The sequence below is a fragment of the Nonomuraea salmonea genome (genome assembly GCF_042428605.1).
In the GTDB taxonomy this organism is placed as follows: Bacteria; Actinomycetota; Actinomycetes; order Streptosporangiales; family Streptosporangiaceae; genus Nonomuraea; species Nonomuraea salmonea.
Genome location: NZ_JBHMCF010000008.1, coordinates 468,066 through 488,022, shown reverse-complemented (window position 1 = coordinate 488,022; position 19,957 = coordinate 468,066). Strand labels below are relative to the sequence as shown.

General features: G+C 70.0%; 19 protein-coding genes and 1 pseudogene. 8 read left to right on the top strand and 12 right to left on the bottom strand.

Features of this window, described 5'->3' with window-relative positions:
* Positions 1–61: 61 nt before the first annotated feature.
* Genes ACFFR3_RS09870 through ACFFR3_RS09860 form a run of 3 tightly spaced genes read right to left on the bottom strand, consistent with a single transcriptional unit; the run spans position 62 to position 3,312 of the window.
* Entirely contained in the window at positions 62–1,672 is a 1,611-nt protein-coding gene (locus ACFFR3_RS09870) for a hypothetical protein (RefSeq protein WP_379482977.1), read from the bottom strand.
* Entirely contained in the window at positions 1,669–2,424 is a 756-nt protein-coding gene (locus ACFFR3_RS09865) for an ABC transporter ATP-binding protein (RefSeq protein WP_345408097.1), read from the bottom strand. The genes ACFFR3_RS09870 and ACFFR3_RS09865 overlap by 4 nt, the downstream gene beginning before the upstream one ends.
* Positions 2,425–2,433: 9 nt before the next feature.
* Positions 2,434–3,312, bottom strand: coding sequence for an alpha/beta fold hydrolase (locus ACFFR3_RS09860; protein WP_379482976.1), 879 nt, complete (start codon positions 3,310–3,312; stop codon positions 2,434–2,436).
* Positions 3,313–4,157: 845 nt separating this feature from the next.
* On the opposite strand from ACFFR3_RS09860, the gene ACFFR3_RS09855 reads away from it, so the two are divergent.
* The 3 genes from ACFFR3_RS09855 (at position 4,158) to ACFFR3_RS09845 (ending at position 6,490) form a co-directional block, all read left to right on the top strand.
* Entirely contained in the window at positions 4,158–4,928 is a 771-nt protein-coding gene (locus tag ACFFR3_RS09855) for an alpha/beta fold hydrolase (protein WP_379482975.1), read from the top strand.
* 4 nt (positions 4,929–4,932) lie between these two features.
* On the top strand, positions 4,933–5,718 hold the full coding sequence (locus tag ACFFR3_RS09850; RefSeq protein WP_379482974.1) for a MerR family transcriptional regulator: 786 nt from the start codon (positions 4,933–4,935) through the stop codon (positions 5,716–5,718).
* A gap of 316 nt (positions 5,719–6,034) precedes the next feature.
* Entirely contained in the window at positions 6,035–6,490 is a 456-nt protein-coding gene (locus tag ACFFR3_RS09845; RefSeq protein ID WP_379482973.1) for a DUF4383 domain-containing protein, read from the top strand.
* A gap of 100 nt (positions 6,491–6,590) precedes the next feature.
* Here the strand turns inward: ACFFR3_RS09845 and ACFFR3_RS09840 are convergent, their stop codons facing one another.
* Together ACFFR3_RS09840 and ACFFR3_RS09835 are read right to left on the bottom strand one after the other, a co-directional pair.
* Entirely contained in the window at positions 6,591–7,676 is a 1,086-nt protein-coding gene (locus ACFFR3_RS09840; protein ID WP_345408089.1) for an acyltransferase family protein, read from the bottom strand.
* A gap of 59 nt (positions 7,677–7,735) precedes the next feature.
* A complete protein-coding gene (locus ACFFR3_RS09835) occupies positions 7,736–9,529 on the bottom strand; it encodes an AMP-dependent synthetase/ligase (RefSeq protein ID WP_379482972.1) in 1,794 nt (597 codons plus the stop codon).
* A gap of 483 nt (positions 9,530–10,012) precedes the next feature.
* On the opposite strand from ACFFR3_RS09835, the gene ACFFR3_RS09830 reads away from it, so the two are divergent.
* A complete protein-coding gene (locus ACFFR3_RS09830; RefSeq protein ID WP_345408085.1) occupies positions 10,013–11,110 on the top strand; it encodes a VLRF1 family aeRF1-type release factor in 1,098 nt (365 codons plus the stop codon).
* A gap of 43 nt (positions 11,111–11,153) precedes the next feature.
* Here the strand turns inward: ACFFR3_RS09830 and ACFFR3_RS09825 are convergent, their stop codons facing one another.
* From ACFFR3_RS09825 to ACFFR3_RS09815, 3 genes are all read right to left on the bottom strand, one after another.
* Positions 11,154–12,470 (bottom strand): acyltransferase family protein, encoded by a 1,317-nt coding sequence (locus ACFFR3_RS09825; RefSeq protein WP_345408083.1) that lies wholly within the window; start codon positions 12,468–12,470, stop codon positions 11,154–11,156.
* 334 nt (positions 12,471–12,804) lie between these two features.
* Positions 12,805–13,650: an alpha/beta fold hydrolase gene (locus ACFFR3_RS09820; protein WP_364379042.1), complete on the bottom strand. Its 846-nt coding sequence runs from the start codon at positions 13,648–13,650 to the stop codon at positions 12,805–12,807.
* Positions 13,651–13,899: 249 nt separating this feature from the next.
* Complete coding sequence (locus tag ACFFR3_RS09815; protein ID WP_364379045.1) at positions 13,900–14,550, bottom strand: TetR/AcrR family transcriptional regulator; 651 nt, start codon at positions 14,548–14,550, stop codon at positions 13,900–13,902.
* A 403-nt stretch (positions 14,551–14,953) separates the two neighbouring features.
* Here ACFFR3_RS09815 and ACFFR3_RS09810 point away from each other — a divergent pair, with 403 nt between their 5' ends.
* Positions 14,954–15,430: a DUF6326 family protein gene (locus ACFFR3_RS09810; protein WP_345408077.1), complete on the top strand. Its 477-nt coding sequence runs from the start codon at positions 14,954–14,956 to the stop codon at positions 15,428–15,430.
* A 224-nt stretch (positions 15,431–15,654) separates the two neighbouring features.
* Positions 15,655–16,332, top strand: a complete 678-nt coding sequence (locus tag ACFFR3_RS09805; RefSeq protein WP_345408075.1) for a phosphotransferase — start codon at positions 15,655–15,657, stop codon at positions 16,330–16,332.
* Positions 16,333–16,914: 582 nt separating this feature from the next.
* Here ACFFR3_RS09805 and ACFFR3_RS09800 read toward each other — a convergent pair.
* Together ACFFR3_RS09800 and ACFFR3_RS09795 are read right to left on the bottom strand one after the other, a co-directional pair.
* Entirely contained in the window at positions 16,915–17,793 is an 879-nt protein-coding gene (locus tag ACFFR3_RS09800; RefSeq protein WP_379482971.1) for an alpha/beta fold hydrolase, read from the bottom strand.
* Between the two features lie 97 nt (positions 17,794–17,890).
* Entirely contained in the window at positions 17,891–18,151 is a 261-nt protein-coding gene (locus ACFFR3_RS09795) for a hypothetical protein (RefSeq protein ID WP_345408073.1), read from the bottom strand.
* Between the two features lie 394 nt (positions 18,152–18,545).
* Here ACFFR3_RS09795 and ACFFR3_RS09790 point away from each other — a divergent pair, with 394 nt between their 5' ends.
* On the top strand, positions 18,546–18,959 hold the full coding sequence (locus ACFFR3_RS09790) for a hypothetical protein (RefSeq protein ID WP_379482970.1): 414 nt from the start codon (positions 18,546–18,548) through the stop codon (positions 18,957–18,959).
* Between the two features lie 116 nt (positions 18,960–19,075).
* On the opposite strand, the gene ACFFR3_RS09785 is transcribed toward ACFFR3_RS09790, so the two are convergent.
* Complete coding sequence (locus ACFFR3_RS09785; RefSeq protein ID WP_345408071.1) at positions 19,076–19,216, bottom strand: hypothetical protein; 141 nt, start codon at positions 19,214–19,216, stop codon at positions 19,076–19,078.
* A 182-nt stretch (positions 19,217–19,398) separates the two neighbouring features.
* On the opposite strand from ACFFR3_RS09785, the gene ACFFR3_RS09780 reads away from it, so the two are divergent.
* Positions 19,399–19,665 (top strand): hypothetical protein, encoded by a 267-nt coding sequence (locus tag ACFFR3_RS09780; RefSeq protein ID WP_345408069.1) that lies wholly within the window; start codon positions 19,399–19,401, stop codon positions 19,663–19,665.
* Here the strand turns inward: ACFFR3_RS09780 and ACFFR3_RS50240 are convergent.
* Positions 19,641–19,781 (bottom strand): annotated as a pseudogene (locus tag ACFFR3_RS50240) (IS701 family transposase); the annotation flags it as partial. The gene ACFFR3_RS09780 and the pseudogene ACFFR3_RS50240 sit on opposite strands and share 25 nt — an antisense overlap.
* Between the last annotated feature and the right edge of the window lie 176 nt (positions 19,782–19,957).

The window sequence follows — 19,957 nt, the reverse complement described above, 5'->3', positions numbered from 1 at the left end:
CGCGGGTCTCGACGTGCCTGCGCCATGCCCGCGGCAAGGTCGCCGCGAGCGTTGTGCCAGATCAGCGTTGACGCTCTGCCCTCCGGGCAGGGGCGCGGAGGACGGCGGCATCGCGGGCGGCCATCGCATCCAGCAGGCTGGTGCCGCGCCGTTGGAGCAGCCGTACGGTGAGCGCCGGCGTGGCGTACAGGACGGTGCCGGCCAGGAGGATCCCGGACAGGACGGTCACCCACGGCGAGCCGCCGGACACCGCGCCGATCACACCTGGCAGGAAGGCGGCCGGCAGGACCAGAGAGAAGATCGTCATCTGCGCTCCGGTCGGATCACCCGCCTGCTGCCCGGGATAGACGCGGTCGCGGGCATCGGTGCCAACGGCCGGCATCACGAGCGCGAGCAGCGGCGCCAGGGCGCAGGCGGCCGCCGCCGCGGCGATGGCGCCGCCGACGGCGGCACCACCCGCGGGCGAGCCGGTCGCGGCCCACAGCACGGCCGCGAGCGCCAGGGACGGGACCCCGAACAGCAACGCCCACGCGACCATGCGCCCGCGCACGTCAGCCCTGGCAGCGCCCGGTGTGGTGACAAGCTGCCACAGGGCGGTGCCGTCCAGGGCATAGGTGTTGATCGCGACCATCCCCCCGAACACCGCCGCCGACGGTCCCACGAAGGGCAACGCCCAGCTCCAGCCGGTGAGCGCGATGATGCCCGCCATCAGCAGCGGCGTCAGCCAGGCGCTGCGCAGTTCCACTCCGCGCGCCGGGTCGCGCAGCCAGGTGGCCAGCTCTCGCGACACGACCGCCGACACCTGCGGGCCGATGAACGGCAACGACAGCGGACGTCCCGGTACGGCCGGCCGCTGAGGTGCCGCCCGGCGGGGTGGGCGGCGCAGGGCGCGAGCCGTCAGCGCGATCCAGCCCAGGTGCAGCAGGGCCCCCGCGGCCAGCAGCGCCGCCAAGGGCAGAAGCGCCGTGCCGAAGCCGGCACCGTCGCGGGCGGCGAGCGCCGCGCGGTAACCCCAGCCCGTGGGCAGGGCGGCGAGCACGTCGATGACCTGAGCGGGCAGCCGGCCGAGGGTGATGGTGGTGTCTCCCTCGCCGAGACGCGGCGCCAGCCAGGCGGCGATCGGCACCCAACCGGCGAACGACACCGCGAGCATGATCGCGGTCTGCGTCGCCGCCATGGTCATCCCGGCCCGGGTCTGCAACAACCAGGCCATCAGCGCCGCCACCGTCTTGCCCGCCCAGACCAGCAGATACAGCTGCGCCACGAGAGCCCCGACGGCGCTCGCCACCGCCGCGGGGTCTCTCGGCGCGGCGAGGATGACCAGGGACGACAGGCACGCCAGCGTGATCAGCGGGCCGACGCCGAGCAGTTCGGTCCACGACAGCGCCCGCGCCAGCCGCCACGGCGGCAGTGGATAGCCGCGCAACCACTCGCGCGAGATGACCGATGGCTCGTGGCGAGGCTGGGCCAGAGGCCCGAACACCCACATACCTCCCCACACGGTGAGCGCCACGGCGATCCAGCCCTCGTCGATCACGCCGCGCGAGGCCGCCACCGAGCCCGCGGCCACCAAGGCGGCCAGGACCAGGCCGGCCGCCAGGCTGAAGGCGCGCTCGTTGTGCGGGCCGTTGCGGAACAGGCGCAGTTTGAGCGCGAACAGGGTGCCCGTCATCGCAGCCACTCCAGCGGGCGTACCGGGTCGGCGCCCACCAGCTCAACGAACCGCTCGTTCAGCGTCGAGCCCGCGGCCACCTCCTCCACCGGTCCCTCCGCCAGCACCCGTCCGCCGGCCACCACCGCCACCCGGCTGCAGTTGCGTTCGACGAAGTCCATGATGTGGCTGGACAGGAGCACGGTGCCGCCCGCGCCGACGTATTGCTTGAGCACCTGCTCGATGGCGTGGGCCGAGACCGGGTCGATGGCCTCGAACGGCTCGTCCAGCACCAGGACACGGGGCCGGTGCAGCAGCGCCAGCGCGAGGTTGATCTTCTTGCGCATGCCGGTGGAGTACTCCACGATCAGCGTGCGCGGGGCCGCGTCCAGCCGGAGGATCTCCAGGAGATCGCGCGCCCGTGCCTGCCAGCCGTCGTCCAGGCCACGCAGCCCGGCGCTGTAGCGCAGAACCTCGGTGGCGGTCAGCCGCTCGGGCAGGGACAGCCCGTCCATCATCATGCCGAGCTGGGCGAGGGCGGCCTCCCGGTCGGTTCGCAGATCATGGCCGGCGATCCTGATCGTCCCGGAGGTCGGCTCCCGTAGCCCGCATACGGCTGTCAGGGTCGTGGTCTTACCGGCGCCATTGGGGCCCACGATGCCGTAGAACATCCCCGGCGGGATGCTGAGGTTGAGCCGGTCGACGGCGAGCACGGTGCCGAAGCGCTGCGTCAGGTCCGTCACTTCGATGGCGGGGGTGCAGGGATCTGGCATCGAACGTCGTCACCTGGCCGTGTGCGTGAGGATGGCGGCGGCCAGCTCATCGTGAACCTCGGGTGGCAGGGTGTGGCCCATGCCCTGGACGATCATCAGGCGCGCGTCGGGGATCTGGTCGGCGATGAGCGCGCTGTGGCCCGGCTTGACCGGTTCGTGGCTGCCTTCGATGACCAGCGTGGGGGCCTTGACCTGGTGGAGCACGCCCACCGGCTCGAAGTTGGGTTCGGCGGCGGCGGCCAGCCGGTGGTTGGCCGTCGCGGTCAGGTCGCGGGCCCGGTCGTAGATGCGTTCTTGCAGGCGGCGGGCGGCTTCCTCGTCGAACGGCAGTCCGGTGCCGTGCAGCAGGCGCTGTTCGGCGATCATGGCGTCGATCTGCGCTCGGCGGCCGGCCGGGGGAGGGGTGGCCATCAGTGTGCGGTAGAAGGCGACGAACTCCGGTGTCGGTTCGGGCAGGCTGTCCTCGGGCTGAGGCTCGCCCATCAGCGCTCGCATGATCACCGCGCCTTCGCCGCCGCCCAGCGGGGAGGAGCCGATGACGGTCAACGAGCGCACCCGCTCGGGCGCTTCGACCGCGATGTACTGGCCGAGCAGGCCGCCCGCCGAATGGCACACCAGGTGGGCGCTGTCCAGGCCATGGGCGTCCATCACGCGGTAGACGTCATTCTTGATGTCGTCCCAGGTGTACGGCGTCTTCTCGAAGTCCACGGTGTCGGACCCGCCGGTGTCGCGGTGGTCGTACCGGATCACCCGGCGGCCCCCGGCGGTCAGCAGGCCGACGAACTCCTCCGGCCACAGCACGCCCTGCGACATCGAACCCATGATCAACAGGATCGGCTCGTCCGTGGCGGCGCCGAACTCCTCACTCCATATGTTCACGTTCTGCATGGCCCAAAGCATGCCGTAACCCGCTATGGAGGGCTTCCGTAGGACTACTGGCCGCGCCCGTACAGGCTCCGGCTACCACCGGGGCCGGCGCGGCACCCCTGCTGATAGGCGCTCATGCATGATCGAGAAGTTCATCCGTCTTCGTCACAGCTGAAGCGGTCTGCCCGCCCGGTCGTTCGGCGATCGGCGAGATGTGAGCGCTGAGTGATCTGCAAGGCGACCTGGTGGCCACCTTCACCACCAGCGTGCAGTCCTCGACCGCCTACGACCCGTTCGGCTCGGTCATTGCTCAGCCCGGCACCAATACCGGTCTCGGCTACCAGGCGAATACACCGACCCGGACACCGGCAAGCCGCCCTGGCGATCGGCCTTCTGTTCCTCCGGAGGCGCTTGTTGAGGACCGCACCGGCGGCAGACCGTCCTGCTCCCAGACCTTTCTGGCCCACCGGCCTCGACCCGTCAGCTCTGGCCCTCCTGGCCCCGCACGCGATGGACGCTGGCCAGGGACGAGTTACGACTCTTGTTCTTCCCGGCCGGGATGACCAGCCGTGGCGGCCACGCTCGCGTGCCGAGGCCTGGTCTGCGAGGGACCTCTCCCGGAGGTACTCCCGTCCCAGTTCCGCCATCCCGGCGAAGAACGCGAACAGCGCCGCCCCGTGCCCGCTCGGGTCGTACACCCCCTGCAGCGGCGCTCACCCGACGCCGATGCGGCGATGCAGGTCAATGCCTCCGTCGAGGCCACCGGAACTCGACCCGGTGGCCTTGTGGGTCCGCCTTGACCTTGACCCGAGGTCAAGGCGGATGCTGACCGCATGACGCATTCACACGCTTCCTCATGGACCGGCATGGTGGCTGTCGACGACACGGCCCTGGCGGTCACCGATACCCGCGGCCCCGGTCAAGCCGTCGTGTATCTCAACGGCTCCTATGCGAGCCAGCGCTCCTGGCGACGGGTGATCGCCGAACTCGGCCACCGGTGGCGACACCTCACCTACGACGAGCGCGCCCGCGGCAAGTCGAAGCGGTCGGCCGACTACTCCTTCGAGGGCTGTCTGCGCGACGTCGACGCGGTCATCGAGGCGACCGGGGTGGAGCGGCCGCTGCTGGTCGGCTGGTCCTATGGCGCGGCGCTGGCGGTGCACTGGGCCGATCGCAACCCCGGCCGGATCGCCGGCGTGGTCTCGGTCGACGGCGCGGTCCCCTGGGGGCTGACCGGCGAGGAGAACCGGGAGCGGATCCGGCGCGCGTTTCGCAACATGCGGCTGGGGCTGCCGCTCGCGCGCCCCTTCGGCCTGGCCGCCTCGATGAGTGCCGCTCAGCACGCCCAGGTCAACATCGAGATCAACGAGGTCTGCGCCGCTCTCGAACCCGTCCTGGACCGGTTGTCCTGCCCGGTGCGATACATTTTGGCCTTCGGAGCCAACCTCGGCGGCGGCGCGGAGGAGATGGAGCAGATGCGCGCCTCTCTCGATCCGGTGCTCCACCGCAACCCCAACCTGCGGGTCAGCGCCAAAGTCGAGAGCAACCACACCCAGATCCTGCGCAAGGACTTCCGAGCGATCGCCGCCGCGGTGCGGGAGACCGCCGCCGCCGCGCAGGCGCGAAAGGATCGCTGAGCCCATGGCCGCAGGGGTGACCATCGGCCAGGCGGCCGCGTTCGCCGGCATCACGATCAAAACGGTGCGGCACTACCACAAGCTCGGGCTGGTGGCGGAGCCTGCGCGCGACAGTTCGGGGTACCGGCGCTACGGCTCGGCCGAGCTGTTGAGACTGGTGCAGGTCAAAACGCTCGCCGGCGCCGGGGTGCCGCTGGCCGACATCGGACCGCTGCTGGACTGCGACGCCGCGCCGTTCGCCGCGGCGCTCGCCGACGTCGAGCAGCAGCTCACCGCCCGGATCGCCGCGCTGGCCGCACAGAGGGACATGCTCAACCGGCTCTCCAGCGGCGACCGGACCTTGCTGCCCGACCGCGCCGTGGCGATGCTGGAGGCAATGCCGACCCTCGGCTTCACACCGGAGGACGTACGCACCGCCCGGGAATCCTTCGTCCTGGCCAAGGCTCTGGTCCCCGAAGGCTTCGAGGACTACCTCGCCGACATCGAACACGCGCTGCGCAACCCCCGATTCGTGGAGCTGACCAAGCGCAGCGCCGAAGTCATCGGCTGGGCACCGGATGATCCCCGCGTTGTGGAGCTGGCCACCGACATGGCCGAGCACTACCTCGCCCATCCCGACCACCTCAGGATCGTGACCGGTCTGCAAGCCCATACCGAGACCGCGACCCGCTACCGGTTGATCGCCCACCACGGCGAAGAACGCGACTCCGCCGCGGCCCGCCTGGCCTCGCTCGTCGAAGCGAGACTCCGCGCCGGCGGTATCGACCTCCCCCGACCGGATCGAGGCTGAGACCGACAGGAGCCGCTGGCAAAGATCCCGGTCCCCGGGCAGTCGGGCGGTGGGCGGCGGGCCCTGCATGATCCTGATGCCGATGGCGCCGACGATGAGGATTGACGGGCGCCGCCGGAGGCGAACGGCCTGCTCCGGAGCGTGCGGGCGGGCACCATCGGGGGTGGGCCGGTTCCGGACGCCGACGCCCCTTCCATGCCGTCATTGTCGTAGCCGACGATCTTGAAGCCCCTGACCTCCTATAGGTCACGGTGCGTGAGGGCCGCCGTGGGGGGTAGGCGCATATGACTATCACCAGTACGACAAGGGAGGCGCCATGAGCGGCGTTCTTTCCTCCGCCACCAAGACGCCCGTTCAGATGGCGGCGCTCATCGTCGGCGCCGTGTTCCTCCTGATCGGCATTCTCGGGTTCATCCCCGGCATCACCACCAACTACGGTCAGATGCAGTTCGCCGGCCACGAGTCGGGCGCGATGCTGCTGGGCCTGTTCCAGGTGTCGGTCCTGCACAACATCGTCCACCTGGTGTTCGGGGTCGCCGGCGTCCTGCTGGCCAGGACGTGGGCGGCGGCACGCGGGTTCCTGCTCATCGGCGGCATCATCTACCTGGTGCTCTGGCTCTACGGGCTGTTCGTCCCGCACGGCGGCGGGGCCAACTTCGTCCCGTTCAACACGGCCGACAACTGGCTGCACCTGGTGCTGGGGGTCGTGATGATCGTGCTCGGAGCGGTAGCGACGCGTGCGCGGCTCCAGCACCGCCTGGACACTCGCTAGCCGAGCGTGGCGCGCGCGGCCCGGTACGCCGATCCACAGCTACCTGATCATGTGGGGCGCGACGCGATCGACAGGGGCTTGGCTGAGTACCCCGCCGAGCTCAGCGACTCGCCGCCTTCCGGGGCCGGCGGGCGGCCAGCTCGACCCGGGCGAACAGGAGGGCCAGCGCGGCCAGCACCGCAGAGGGGGCCAGGAGCCACAGCCAGCGCTGCGCCCACCAGCCGGCGGTCGGCTGCGCGAGCAGGGTGCCGCCCAGCCCTTCATAGGCCCAGAGCACCCCCAGGTACGCGGTCATGTGCCAGAGGAAGATGGTCAACGCGACCACGTTGAGGGCCACCACCGGCTTCCAGACGGCCGGCCGGCGTAGCAGGCGCTCGACGGCCGGCGTGATGAGGACGAGCAGCCCGAGCTGGAACACGGCCAGGGCGGCGATGGTGGCGTTGGTCGGGAAGATGTTGGATTCGGCCTCGCCGGCGGTGGACACCATCGAGAGGGGATAGCCCGCTCCCACGGTGAGTCCGGCCAGCGCGGCCAGACCTGCCGCGGCGATCGCGAGCCGCTGCGGCAACGGCCGGTGCCCGAGCTGCCAGGTGCGCCAGGCGTAGCCGAGCTGGTGGCAGAACACCCACACCAGGGCGGCGGTCGCCCAGCCCGCCCAGTCCAGGCCGGCGCCGCGGTGCGCCACGCTGCCGAAGGCGATCAGCAGCACGAGCGCTGCCAGGACCCGGGCCCCGTAGCGGGCGTGCAGGCTCGTGGTGATCGGCACCGCGGCGATCAGCAGGCCGTACACGCCCAGGAACCACAGCGGCGTCAGGTAGCCGGGAAACCACTCCCACATCCATCGGTGCGGGCCGGGCAGGGCAGCCGCGATCAGCTCACCGGCCAGCCAGAGCAGGGCCCAGGCGGCCGTCGGCCAGAACAGCCGGCGCAGCCGGTCCAGGACGAACTGGCCGGCGGTGGTCCCGCGCGCCCGGGCCCGCTGCCAGCCGACCAGGTTGGCGTACCCGCCGACCAGGAAGAACACCGGCATGATCTGCAGCAACCACGTGGCCAGCCAGCCGCCGGGCACGGTGTGGATCGGATTGGGCATGGACAGGCTGCCGTCGGCGGTGCGGTGGGTGACCGACAACGTCCAGTGCCAGAGGGTGACGACCACGATGCACAGCGCCCGGGCGGCGTCGACCACGCGGTCGCGGGACGCGGGCGTGGCCGAGACCAGCCGGTCGAGCGCCGATGGTGCGCCGCTCAGCGGTACAGCTCCTCGATGTCGGCCGCGAAGTCCTTGTGGACCAAGGCACGCTTGACCTTCAGGGTCGGGGTCAGATATCCGTTCTGCTCGGTCAGGTCCACCGGAAGGATCCGGATCCTGCGGATCGACTCGGCCCGGCTCACCGTCGTGTTGGCCTCGTCCACGGCCGTCTGCAGCCTGGCCAGCAGATCCGGGTCGTCGCGGAGGTCGGCCGGGCCGGCCTGCTCGGGCTTGCCGGTGGCCCGCTTCCACGACGCCAGCGCCGCGGCGTCCAGAGCGATCAGCGCGGCCGTGTACGGCCGCCGGTCGCCGACGACCACCGCCTGGCTGATGAGCGGATGGGTGCGCAGGCGGTCCTCCAGCGGCTCCGGTGCGAGGTTCTTGCCGCCGGCGGTGACGATGATCTCCTTCTTGCGGCCGGAGATCGTCAGGAACCCGTCCTCGTCCACGGCGCCGACGTCGCCGGTGCGCAGGAAACCGTCGGTGGTCAGGCTCTGCCTGGTCGTCTGCTCGTTGCGCCAGTAGCCCTGGAACACCATCGGGCCCTTGATCAGGATTTCGCCGTCGTCGGCGATCCGGAGGTCGACCCCGGGCAGGGGCGGCCCCACCGTGCCGATCTTCAGTGCGTGGGGCAGGTTCACGGTGGCGGCGGCACTGGTCTCGGTCAGTCCGTAGCCTTCCAGCACGGTGAGGCCGATCCCTCGGAAGAAGTGGCCCAGCCGGGTTCCCAGCGGCGCTCCGCCGGAGATGGCGTAGCCGACCCGGCCGCCGAGCGCGGCCCGCAGCCGCCGGTACACCAGCCGGTCGGCCAGGCGATGTGCCAGGCGCAGGCGCCGGCCCGGCCGCCCATCGTCCAGCGCCTGGCTGTAGGTCACGGCGGTCCGCTCGGCCCAGGCGAAGATCCTCTCCTTGCCCTGAGCCCGGGCCTGCTGCTGAGCGGCGTTGAAGACCCGCTCGAAAACCCTGGGCACCGCCAGCAGGAACGTCGGTTGCAGGGCGGCCAGGTCCTCGGTCAGCGTGGCCCGGTCGGCGTTGTGCGCCAGGCACACACCCCGCTCCACGCAGGCCACCTGGATCACCCTGGCGAAGACGTGCGCCAGCGGGAGGAACAGCAGGGTCGAGGCGTGCCGGCCGAAGATGCCCTCCAGGCTGTCGATCGCGGCGCGGGCCTCGTACAGCAGGTTGCCGTGACTCAGCATGCAGCCCTTCGGGCGGCCGGTGGTGCCCGAGGTGTAGATGATCGTCGCCAGGTCGTCGGCCGACACCATCCGGCGCCGCTCGCGCAGCTGAGCGTCGCTCACGCCGTGCCCGCCCTCGCGGAGCCGGTCCAGCCCGCCGCCGTCGATCTGCCACACCCGCGGCGGTCCGGACGAGAGGCCCGCGGCCGCCTCATCGACCAGGCGGCGCTGTGCCTCGTTCCCGGCCACCACGGCGACCGGGCCGGCGTCCTCCAGAACCCAGCGGACCTGCTCGGCCGAGGAGGTCTCGTAGATCGGGACCGGCAGCGCCGCCACCGCCCACAGGGCGTAGTCCACCACCGTCCACTCGTAGCTGGTGGCGGCCAGCAGCGCGACGCGGTCTCCTGGCTGGATCCCGGCGGCGAGGAAGCCGGCCGCCAGGCCGCGGACGTCGGCCGCGAACCGCCTGGCCGTCACCGGACTCCAGCCTCCGGCCGACCGGCGCTGGAACAGGACCATGTCACCGTTCACCCGGTCGTCGCTGAACACCATGTCGGCGAGCTGGGTGTCGGGGGCGATGGTCACCGGGGCCGGGGCCTCTTGGACACGCATCGTCCATCTCCCTGTGACGAAAAGGCCGAATGAGGCGGAATGCGGCGCCGGGCGCCGCGTGAATGGCGGCGATAAGCAGCCGAATGTGTTGTTTCCCCAGGTCAGCGGGCACAAACACGGAGATTCGTACGACGGTGCGACCGGGTTCATGCCGAACGTGCCCGGCACGGGCTCGTTGCCGGGGCGGGCCGAGCTGCCCGGACAAGGATCCCTCATCAACCGGGAGACATCCGACAAGTGGTCACAAAACGTCCATGGCCGGGGGCTACCTGATGGCAGAGCCCTTGGAGAACAACGCAAGAGCAATCAGATAAAGGTGATGAGGTCCCCACGGAGTCCTGGAGGTGGGGGAGTGGGCCGGGCAGGGCTGAGGGGCGCTCGCGTACGCCGCTGAACAGGGACTATGGGCGCCTCGGTTAAAATGGGGCAACCCCCTCCGCTGGTGCCCGTGCAGGGCGCCCAGCCTAAGGAGGTGAGCGTGCCATGGTGTTCGACCAGACAGATCTGCGCGAACTGGCCGCGTTCGGTGACGAGGTCGGTGTGCTGTCGCTCTACACCACGATGGAGCCCGGCACACAGGCCGGGCGGACCCGGCTGCGCAACGAGATCGCCGCGTTGCGCCAGGAACTGGCCGCAGGCCCCGACCAGGAACGGGCCAGGCTCGTGGGCCTCCGTCTGGACTTGCTGGAGCCGCGGATCGACGAACTGCTCGACCCGGCCGGTCCCGGTCTGGGACGTGCCCTGTTCGCGCAGGTGGCCGGTGACGAGGTGCGCACCGCGTGGCTTCAGCTCCCGGTGGGTGGCCTCGCCACAGTCAGGGAGCACGCCTACCTGCTGCCGCTCGTCGCCGCCGTACAGGCCGACAGGCCCGCAGGGATCGCCAGGGTGGGGCGTGACGGCGTGCGCCTGTTCGACAGCCGGTACGGCCTGGCCGACGAGCTGGAACCGGTGATGTTCCAGCTGGCGACCGCGGGCGGGTCCGCGCAGGGATCGGCGACGCTGCCGAGCCTCTCCCGGCGCGGCATCCACCCCGACCGCTTCGACCAGCGCATCGAGGAGCACCTGGCCAAGTACCTGCGCGAGGCGGCCCAGCACGTGGCGGGCCAGGCCCGGCGGCTGGGTTGGGAGACGCTGCTGCTGGTGGGCGACCCCCGCGACACCGCGGTTCTGGGTGAGGCGCTGCCGGCAGGCCCGGAGATCGCCCACATGGACGCCGTGCTCGACCCCGCCCTGTCGCCGTCGGAGGTGCTGGAGTTCGTCCGCCCCGCTCGCGAGGAGGCGCGGGCCAGGCATGACGCCGCCCTGGCCGTGCGCGCCCGGGACCTGGCCCTGTCGGGCGGCAACGGCGCGGTCGGCCTCGACGACATCCTCTCCCTGCTGCGGCAGGGCCGCGTCGAGCACCTGCTGCTCGACGAGGCGGGCCCGCGCAACACCGAGCCCGTGGGCGTCACCCCCGAGGAGCTGGAGGAGGAGATGATCGAGCTCACCTTCGAGCACGGAGGCGAGGTCACCGTGCTGGAGACCGGAGCGGCGGAGGAGCTCGCCGAGGCGGGCGGAGTGGCCGCGATGCTGCGCTGGTGAGCCCCACCCAGGTCGACGCCGGTTCTGCGGTGCTCCGCCGCGCTCAGGGGCCGGCGTCCGACCGGACAGACCGGTCCCGCGTCACGCGCAGAACGGCGGCGCCGCACAGGTACGCGAGCACCCCGCCCCACGGGAGACCCGTGGGGCCGTGGTAGCCGGGGCCGGCCACGGCGACGATCAGCAGCCCGGCCAGCACGGCGGCCGACCCGAGCACGGTCGCGCCGTCACGCCACGGACCGCGCTCGACGGAATGCGTCAGCGGCCGGCGCAGCTCGATGCGCGCGAACAGCGCGACCAGCACGATGAGGACGAGGGCGCAAGCCGCCAGCCATGGCACCCGCCACAGCAGCCACGCCGTCGAGTGCAGCGGGGGCTGCGGCAGAATCCCGGTCGGAACCAGCACGACGGCCGCGATCACCGCCGCCGCCATGTGCCACAGGAACACGGTGAGAATGACCGCGTTGGTCGCGATGACCGCACTCCACGGGCCGATCCGGCGAAGCCACCGGTTGGCCGCCGGCCGCAGCGCCAGGACCAGTCCGATCTGCGTGGTGGCCAGCGCCATCAGCGCCAGGCTCGGCGGCGCCGTGTTGTAGCCGACCATGCCGACCGGGTAGGGGCCCACCACGGTCAGCCCGATCAGGGCGGCCAGGCCGCCGGCCGCGACCGCGAGCGCTTGCCTGCGGCTCAGCCGCAGGAGCCCGTCCCGCCAGCAGAATCCGAACTGGTAGATCGCCATCCACGCGAACAGGTAGGTGCTCAGACCGACGACCGGCACGTGCAGGCCCCGCCCCAGCAGGTCGGCGACGGCGACGATGACCACCATCGCCACCGGGGCGGCAAGCCCCGCTCGGCGGTGCAGCGCGTACAACCACGGCGTGAGTACCACCAGGACGAGGTACGCCAGCAGGAACCACAGCGGGATGGAGGCGAGCCACGCCGCGTGGCCGAGTAGGTCGGTGTTCACCCCGGCCGCCACGATGACCAGCGAGGTCAGCGGCAGCACCAGGAACAGCGCGGTCGTCGGCCGGAGCAGCCGGTCGGTCCGCCTCAGCACCCAGCCGATGCCGTCGCCTCCGGAGGCGCGGTGCGAGGCCATCGAGGCGCCGCCGGCGTAGCCACCGACCAGGAAGAAGATCGGCATCACCTGGAACAGCCAGGTCACCGGGTCCATCCAGCTCAGGACGTCGAGCGCGTTGTACCCGGACAGCCGGCCGTTCCGGTAGGTCACGGCGACGACGAACCAGTGCCCGAACACCACCAGGCAGATGGCCAGTGCGCGCCACATGTCGGCGCTGCGCTCGCGGTTGCCGGGCGTACGCGCCGCCAGGTCGCGCACCATCGCCGCCAACCCGCGCATGACGTCAGCCCTCGCTCACCGTGGATCGTCCCGTGCCCCGTTCGCCCTCAGGTCGGAGGCCATGGTGACGCTGTCCCCAACCCGCAGCGATGTGAAACGGTGACGCCTGCCCGCCCCACCATGTGGGCCTGGCCGGCCAGGTGCCGGGCAGTCTGCCGGGCAGTCTGCAGGGCCTTCTCGGCGGCGCCGGCGATAGCCGACGCGGAACGCCCCGCGGACCGGGCGGCCGGCGGTGCCAGGCGGTCAGCGGTCGGGGCCACGTGCCGTATGGCCACGAGTGTCACCAGAGGGCGTTGGAAACGTACAGGCTCAGATCAAGCATCCACGATCCGCCTCAAGACAGGCGATCTCTGGGATCGTGGTCGGGCCGGAATTCGGCGGTCAGGTGGGCCATGAGCCGCCCAGGAGCGTCTTCTTGAAGGAGGTGGCCCGCGCCCTCGATCCAGTGCAACTCGGCGTGCGGGATGCGCTCGTGCAGCCATTCGCCGTACTCCGGGGGAAGGATGCGATCCTCGCGGCCCCAGATGAGACGGATCGGCAGCGACAACTCGCCCAGCAGGTGCTCGTACGCGAAGGTGTCGTTCTGCCTGATCTGGCGGTACTGACGGTAGAAAGCGGCCTGACCTGCCGTTCCCCGCCACGGTGCGAGGTATGCGTCGAGCACTCCCGGCCGGAGGCCGACGTGTGTGGCGTGGCGCAGGTGGCTGGCGACCAGTGCTTCGTGCGCATAGTCCGGAAGCTGCTGGAAGACCTCCGTGTGTTCCAGGATGAGCCGGAAGAGCCCTCGCTCCCACTCGCCTCCGCTCACCGCGTCGAAGAGGATCAGATCCCGGTAGCTTCTCCCCTCCAACAGCAGCGTTCGCAGCGCCACGGCCCCGCCGATGTCGTGGGCGACGACGCTTGGGGAGGAGAGTTCCCAGTGGTCGAGGAGCCGGGCGAAGTTCCTCGCGTGAGCCGCCAGGCTGAGGTCCTGGCCCTCGTGCTTGTCCGACTGGCCGAAGCCGAGATGGTCGAAGACGAAGACTGTGCGGGTACGGGCGAGCGCTGGAGCGATGTCCCGCCAGAGGAAGGAGGAGTACGGGGTGCCGTGCAGCAGCACGACCGGGTCCCCGCTGCCCATGCGGCTCCACCGGACATTTCCGTCAGGCGTCTCGAACACCTCGCTCAGTGTCCAGTTCACCTTCACCCCCCGTACCTGTCACCACCCTCTTGACGCTAGCAGGGCTGATGCGTTCTCAGCGGACGACAGGGCGGCCGGATGCCCCTGATCGTCATCCCTAGGACCTGACCGGCGCGCGGTGGGAGCTGATCGAGGGAGAAGCCGCCGGCGTCACCGAGACGCTCCTGATCGAGCTACGCATCTGGACCCGCAGACTGGCGGTAACACACCATATCCACACGATCACATAACGACATCACGGGTAGAGGCTCACGTAGGCACTCTCAGGGGCTCGAGGGCGGCCAGGACGAGGTCGAGGCCGAAGGTGAACTCCTCCGCCGGGTCGTAGCCGGCAGCGGCGAGCACCGCCGCGGACTCGTTGAGGTAGGGGAACTCGTCAGGAGGAAGCTGGGGAAGATAAACGTCCTCGGCCATGTCCGCGAACTCATCGGCGGTGTCGAACGGCAGGCTGGCTTCCTGCAGCGCGAAACCGTAGACATAGCTGTCGAGCAACCAGTTGGCGTGCGTCGCCATCATGACCGTGAAGCCGGCCTTTCGCAGGCAGGCGGTGACCGCTTCGCGGTGGCGGAGGTTCGCGGGCCCCGGCGATGTCCGCGACTCCATCAGGCCGATCGCCCACGGGTGGCGTGCGAGAACCTGCCGGGCGGATGCCGCCCGACGTCGCATCGCTGACTGCCAGTCGGTCTCTTCGGGCGGGAGCTCGATCTCCTCGAACACGACGTCGATCATCGCGTCCAGCAACTCCTCCTTGTTCGCTACGTAGTAGTAGAGCGACATCGCGCCCGCGCCGAGCGCGCCGGCCAGCCGGCGCATGCTCAGCCCTCCGACCCCCTCGCGGTCGGCGAGCCGGACCGCCTCGGCCACCACCCGTTGCTTGCTCAGCGCCGTGTGTGACGTCACCTGGCGTCTTTCCCTCGCAGACACGGGTCTCCTCTCGCTCGCTCGAGCCGCTTGACGATCGTTGAGCGCACATTCTTGGTACAGCGTACTAGTCGTAGTACATCGTACGACGTACGATGTACGAACCAGCGGCGGTCGCAGCTCGGACGTGAGGAGGCTGCTGCGGGAATCGAACAGCGATCGAGTGCCGGAGTACGCCTGGCGCCGGGGGCGAGTCCGCTGGGGCGACGACGATGCGGCCCGCCGACCAGCGCCGCTACGGCCTGCCCTCAGCGCTCGATTCATCCGAAGTCCGGGCTACCGCTGCCCGGTCGAGGCGATGTGCTCGTCCAGGTGGGCGCGGCCTCGGTACATCCCTGCCGCCACTCCGGCGGAGGGACCGCTCCTTTGGAAAGAAGAACCGATGACCAGCCGAACGAAAACCCCGAACCTGCTCGACAACCCGCCGGTCCCCGTGCAGACCAAGCTCGCCGCCGCATGGACCAGCTTCATGTTCCTCTACATCTACGTCGACTACTTCGCCCTCTACAAGCCCGGCGTCATCGACGGCCTCCGCGCCGGCGTCGTCTTCGAGTTCGACATCAGCCCGACGTTGTTAACCATGATGCTCGCGTCCGTGGCGATCCCGGCTCTGATGGTGATGGTCTCCATGACGCTGCCCGCCCGGGCGAACCGCGCCACGAACCTCGTCGTCGCATCGATCTGCATCCCCTACTCGGTGTTCAACGCGGCAGGGGAGTCCTGGAACTGGGCCTCCTTCTACGGCCTCTCCATCGGAATCGAGGTGCTGCTCCTGGCCTTCATCCTGCGCTCCGCCTGGACCTGGCCCCGAACCCCCGCCGTCCCAGCCGCTCCCGCCACGACCGGCCTTCGACAGTAGGTATCCGGGTGGTCGAGCTCGCGGAGCCGCTCCAGCTACAGCGACACAGACAGTCCCCGGTGCCCGCACGCCTTCACCATCCGCCCGGCATGGCACCCCCACCGTGCGTCCTTCCCGTTGCGAGATCGCAACGGGAAGGACGCACGCACGCACGTGCCGACGCCACAGAACCAGTCGCCCCGACCCGCCCGCCGGGTCGGGCGGTCGCCGCGTAGGTTGGGGGCATGGAGGTCGGGGAGCTGGTGGGTGCGGGACGCAGCGCCGACGTGTACGCGATCGGCGACGGACGGGTGCTGCGCCGCTACCGGGTGGACGCCGACGCCAGGCGTGAGCTGGAGATCATGGCGCACGTGGCGGCGCACGGGTTCCCCGTGCCGGAGGTCTTCCCCGGCGAGAGCACCGCCACCGACCTGGTGATGGCCCGGTTGTCCGGCCCGACGATGCTGCATGCCCTGCTGGCCGGGCGGATCGGGGCCGAGGAGACGGGGCGGACTCTCGCCGCGCTGCTGCGTCGGCTCCACCGGATCCCGGCCCGGCTGTCCCGCGAGCCCAGTGACCGGATTCTGCACCTGGACCTGCATCCCGACAACGTGATGCTGACGCCGGACGGGCCCGTGGTGATCGACTGGTGCAACGCCCGTGAGGGGCGGCCCGCGCTGGACTGCGCCCTGTCGGCACTGATCATCGCGCAGGCGGCGGTGGACGGTGAGAGCGAGCTGGCGCAGGCGGCGCGGGCCTTGCTCGCCGTCCTGGCGAGGGAGCTGGACGAAGACCTGGACGCGGGCGGCCCGCTCGACGACGCCAAGGCCCGGCGCGCCGCCGACCGAGGGCTCACCGCGCACGAGGTGAGCCTGCTGGACGAGGCGGTGGCGCTGATCAGGCGACTTGCCGGGCCGAGCTGAGACCGCTGGCGCCGTTGTGGTGTCTGCTCTCTGGCCGAGCCGCACGGCAGGGGCTCAGGACACGCCGCCCCGAGGAGGTGGCGCGTAGCAGTCCTTCCCTGCGACCAGAACGCTGTCGAAACCTGCCTGATCAGGATCCGTCGGGTGGCTCACTCCGGCAACCGCCAGTCCAGCGGCTCGGCCCCTGGCTCCTGGCCGGTCACAGGCCCAGGAAATGTGCGTCGAGGCAAAATTTAGCAAGAGATCACCCTGTATCGCGTTATCTGGGATGTCTCGCTATACATGCCCTGTTGTCCTGATTGATGGCCGAAGAGAAGAGGCCGGAAGAAACGGTGCAACAACGGGGGGACATCATGCGGAGCAGGCAATATCTCGGGCTACTCGGGGTGAGAGCCCCGTCGGTCCCGTATCCGGAGCCGCGCACGCCCAGCGGGAGCGGAACGGACAGCAGCCGTAGTTCGCGTCGCCGGAGGCGTCGCCGCTGACGTCGGTCACGACCTGGGCGGCGAGCACGGCGCCGAAACGCTGAACCAGATCCCTCACTTCGATGGCGGGGGTGCAGGGATCTGGCATCGAACGTCTTCACCCGGCCGTGTGCGTGAGGATGGCGTCGGCCAACTCCTCGTGCACCTCGGGTGGCAGGGTGTGGCCCATGCCCTGCACGATCATCAGCCGCGCGTCGGGGATCTGCTCGGCGATGAGCGCGCCGTGGCCCGGCTTGGCCGGCTCGTGGCTGCCTTCGATGACCAGCGTGGGGGCCTTGACCTGGTGGAGCACGCCCATCGGCTCGAAGTCGGGTTCGGCGGCGGCGGCCAGCCGGTGGTTGGCCACGGCGGTCAGGTCGCGGGCCCGGTCGTGGATGCGTTCTTGCAGGCGGCGGGCGGCTTCCTCGTCGAACGGCAGTCCGGTGCCGTGCAGGACGCGCTGTTCGGCGATCATGAGGTCGATCTGCGCGCGCCGGCCGGCAGGGGGTGGGGTGGTGATCAGTGTGCGGAAGAACGCCACGAAGTCGGGCGTGGGTTCCGGCAGGCTGCCTTCGGGCTGGGGCTCGCCCATGAGCGCCCGCATGATGACCGCGCCTTCGCCGCCGCCGAGCGGGGAGGAGCCGATGACGGTCAGCGAGCGCACCCGTTCGGGGGCCTCGGCCGCGATGTACTGGCCGAGCAGGCCGCCTGCGGAGTGGCAGACCAGGTGGGCGCTGTCGAGGCCGTGGGCGTCCATGACGCGGTAGACGTCGTTCTTGATGTCGGTCCAGGTGTAGGGGGTCTTCTCGAAGTCGACGGTGTCGGACCTGCCGGTGTCGCGGTGGTCGTAGCGGATGACCCGGCGGCCTCCGGCGGTCAGCAGGCCGACGAACTCCTCCGGCCACAGCACGCCCTGCGACATCGAGCCCATGATCAGCAGGATCGGCTCGTCGGTGGCGGCGCCGAACTCTTCACTCCAGATGTTCACGTTCTGCATGACTCACAGCTTGCCGTCGCCGGTTACAGGTGCCTTCCGTAGGACTACTGGCCTCATCCGTACGGGGCCCCGGCGCTCGAACTACCACCTGGGCGAGCTAATCCGCGTAGTAAATCTCCAGGTGGTAGTGCGACGAGGTGTGCGACCAGTGCGGGCCGTTGATCGCGCGGCACTGCCACGTCCCGCCCCACAGCTTGCCTGCGGATCTGCAGGATGCGGAGCCTGCCGACGTCAGCGGGTAGGACGCGACATACTCCCAGTGCCCCGCTGATTTGACCGTGGCGCCGACCGTACCCGGGACGAGGGCGGCGGCGATCACACCAGTCAGCGCGACGGCACCCAGACGCTTCGTAAGCATTCTCATGGTGCTCCTCGAAGAGAGGGGTTTCCCGCATTGTCGCGGATAAGAAGCGACCGGGGAACGCCGACCCGATGCCGGTGGTCCGCCCACTGCCAGGTCGTCGCTCCAGGCGGCCGAGGCGCTGAAGGTGCGGCTCGACGATGGACAGCTGGGGAACCGCCCCCAATGCCGCAAGCTTCTGGGGCAAGTCCGTCACCATGGGGATAGATATCGGGAAGGACCTCTTCGTCCGATGAAATGCCAGGTCGATCCCAACTCCAGCAGCGGGACCCGGACTCATACCCTACGCGAGTGGGACGATGGCGTGGAGAAGTCGATAAGCGTGCGCTTCCTCTCACCATCCACTGCAAGTAGCTCTGAGACCCCAGCCGAGCACTGGGATTACTGCTAAGTGGGTTTCTGGTTCAATTCGCCCTACGCGATCAAAGAGGATAACCCGGCGAGTGCCGGACCGCTCCGCCTTTCGTCTGTGCAACCGATCCGGTGCGATAGCGCCACATATATACGACTGCACCAGCAGGGTGGTTGTGTCTTCACGTGGGTCATTCCTCACTTCGGGATCAACTTTCATCAGCATTTCGCTGGCGATGAAGAGAGCATGGAAGAAGCGGCCGCGCTGGGAGTGAACATTCTCTGGAGACGTATGCAGGCGATTGCCTTGTCATCTCGCCCGCGAATGTTCGGCGAAAAGCGAATCGATGCCCTCCTGCATGTGCGTATGGCGCTTGGCGCCGAGTGGGATGACGCGGCGAGAAGAATGGTCGAAGCGTTGCCCTCGGCGTCGCCTGATCGCTCCACAGGATGAATGCGTAGAGTCTTGGCGTCGCGCGGATCGCTTCGGGTGAGGTACGACCGGAGCATGCGGTATGCGTCCGTGGGGCAGCAGCCACGGCTCTCGACCACAACCCTCCGCTTGAGCCGTCATGAAGGGCTCATCCGGTCGGCAGTGCGCTGGAGGTGTTCCATGGTGCGGACGAGGGCGAGGTTGGCCGCCGTCAGCGTACGGACCTGCTCTTCCAGGGCCGTCACCCGCTTCTTGAGCGCCAGTAGCTCCGTGTCCACGGGTACTTCCATGATCATGCGCCTGCCGGTCATGACGGCTCGCCTCCCCTGACAGTGATGCCCCCATGGTGGCGCGGCTCGTCTCCTGCGGACACCGGCGAACGGCCCCGCCGCCAGGGGCCAACGGCCCTGCTCGCGGTCGTCGCGCCGGCGGACGCTCAGGGGTGAAAGGAGGTGGCACGATGAGACTGACCTGGAAGGACGCCCTCACCACCGTGGTAGCGGGGGTGAACGTCGCCATCTACGTCGCCGCCACCCAAGGCGCGGACCTGCCGGTGGTCGGCGATGTCCGCGGTGCCGCCGGGGCCATTGTGCTGCTGGGGCTCGTGGGCGGTTGCGCGCTGTGTCCTGACACCGGGTCAGTACGGCGACAGCCCGCAGTTCCGGCGAGTGCTCGCCACCATCCGCATACCCCGGGTCGCGATCAGGGCTGGGATCTGCGCTGGTAGTGGCAGCGTCGGGCTGTGGTCTGGTGACGGCGGCGCCAATCTGACCAGTGCAGAACGTCCATGATCGAGCGGTGCCGGGTCAGCAAGAGTGCGGCCAGCAGCCGGGGCGGCCTCGGGCGCGACGGTGCGCAGGAAAAGGCTTCCTCCTCCTCCAGGTGGAGCTCGGCAGGCGGCACCCCGCTGTGGACGAGGACGGCGGCGACCTGCTGGATGAGCAGATCGGGGGCGTGCATCTAGGGAATTGGCCAGGGCCAGGCGCTGCAGTGCGCCCCTCGTCCGTCCGTCGGTGGTG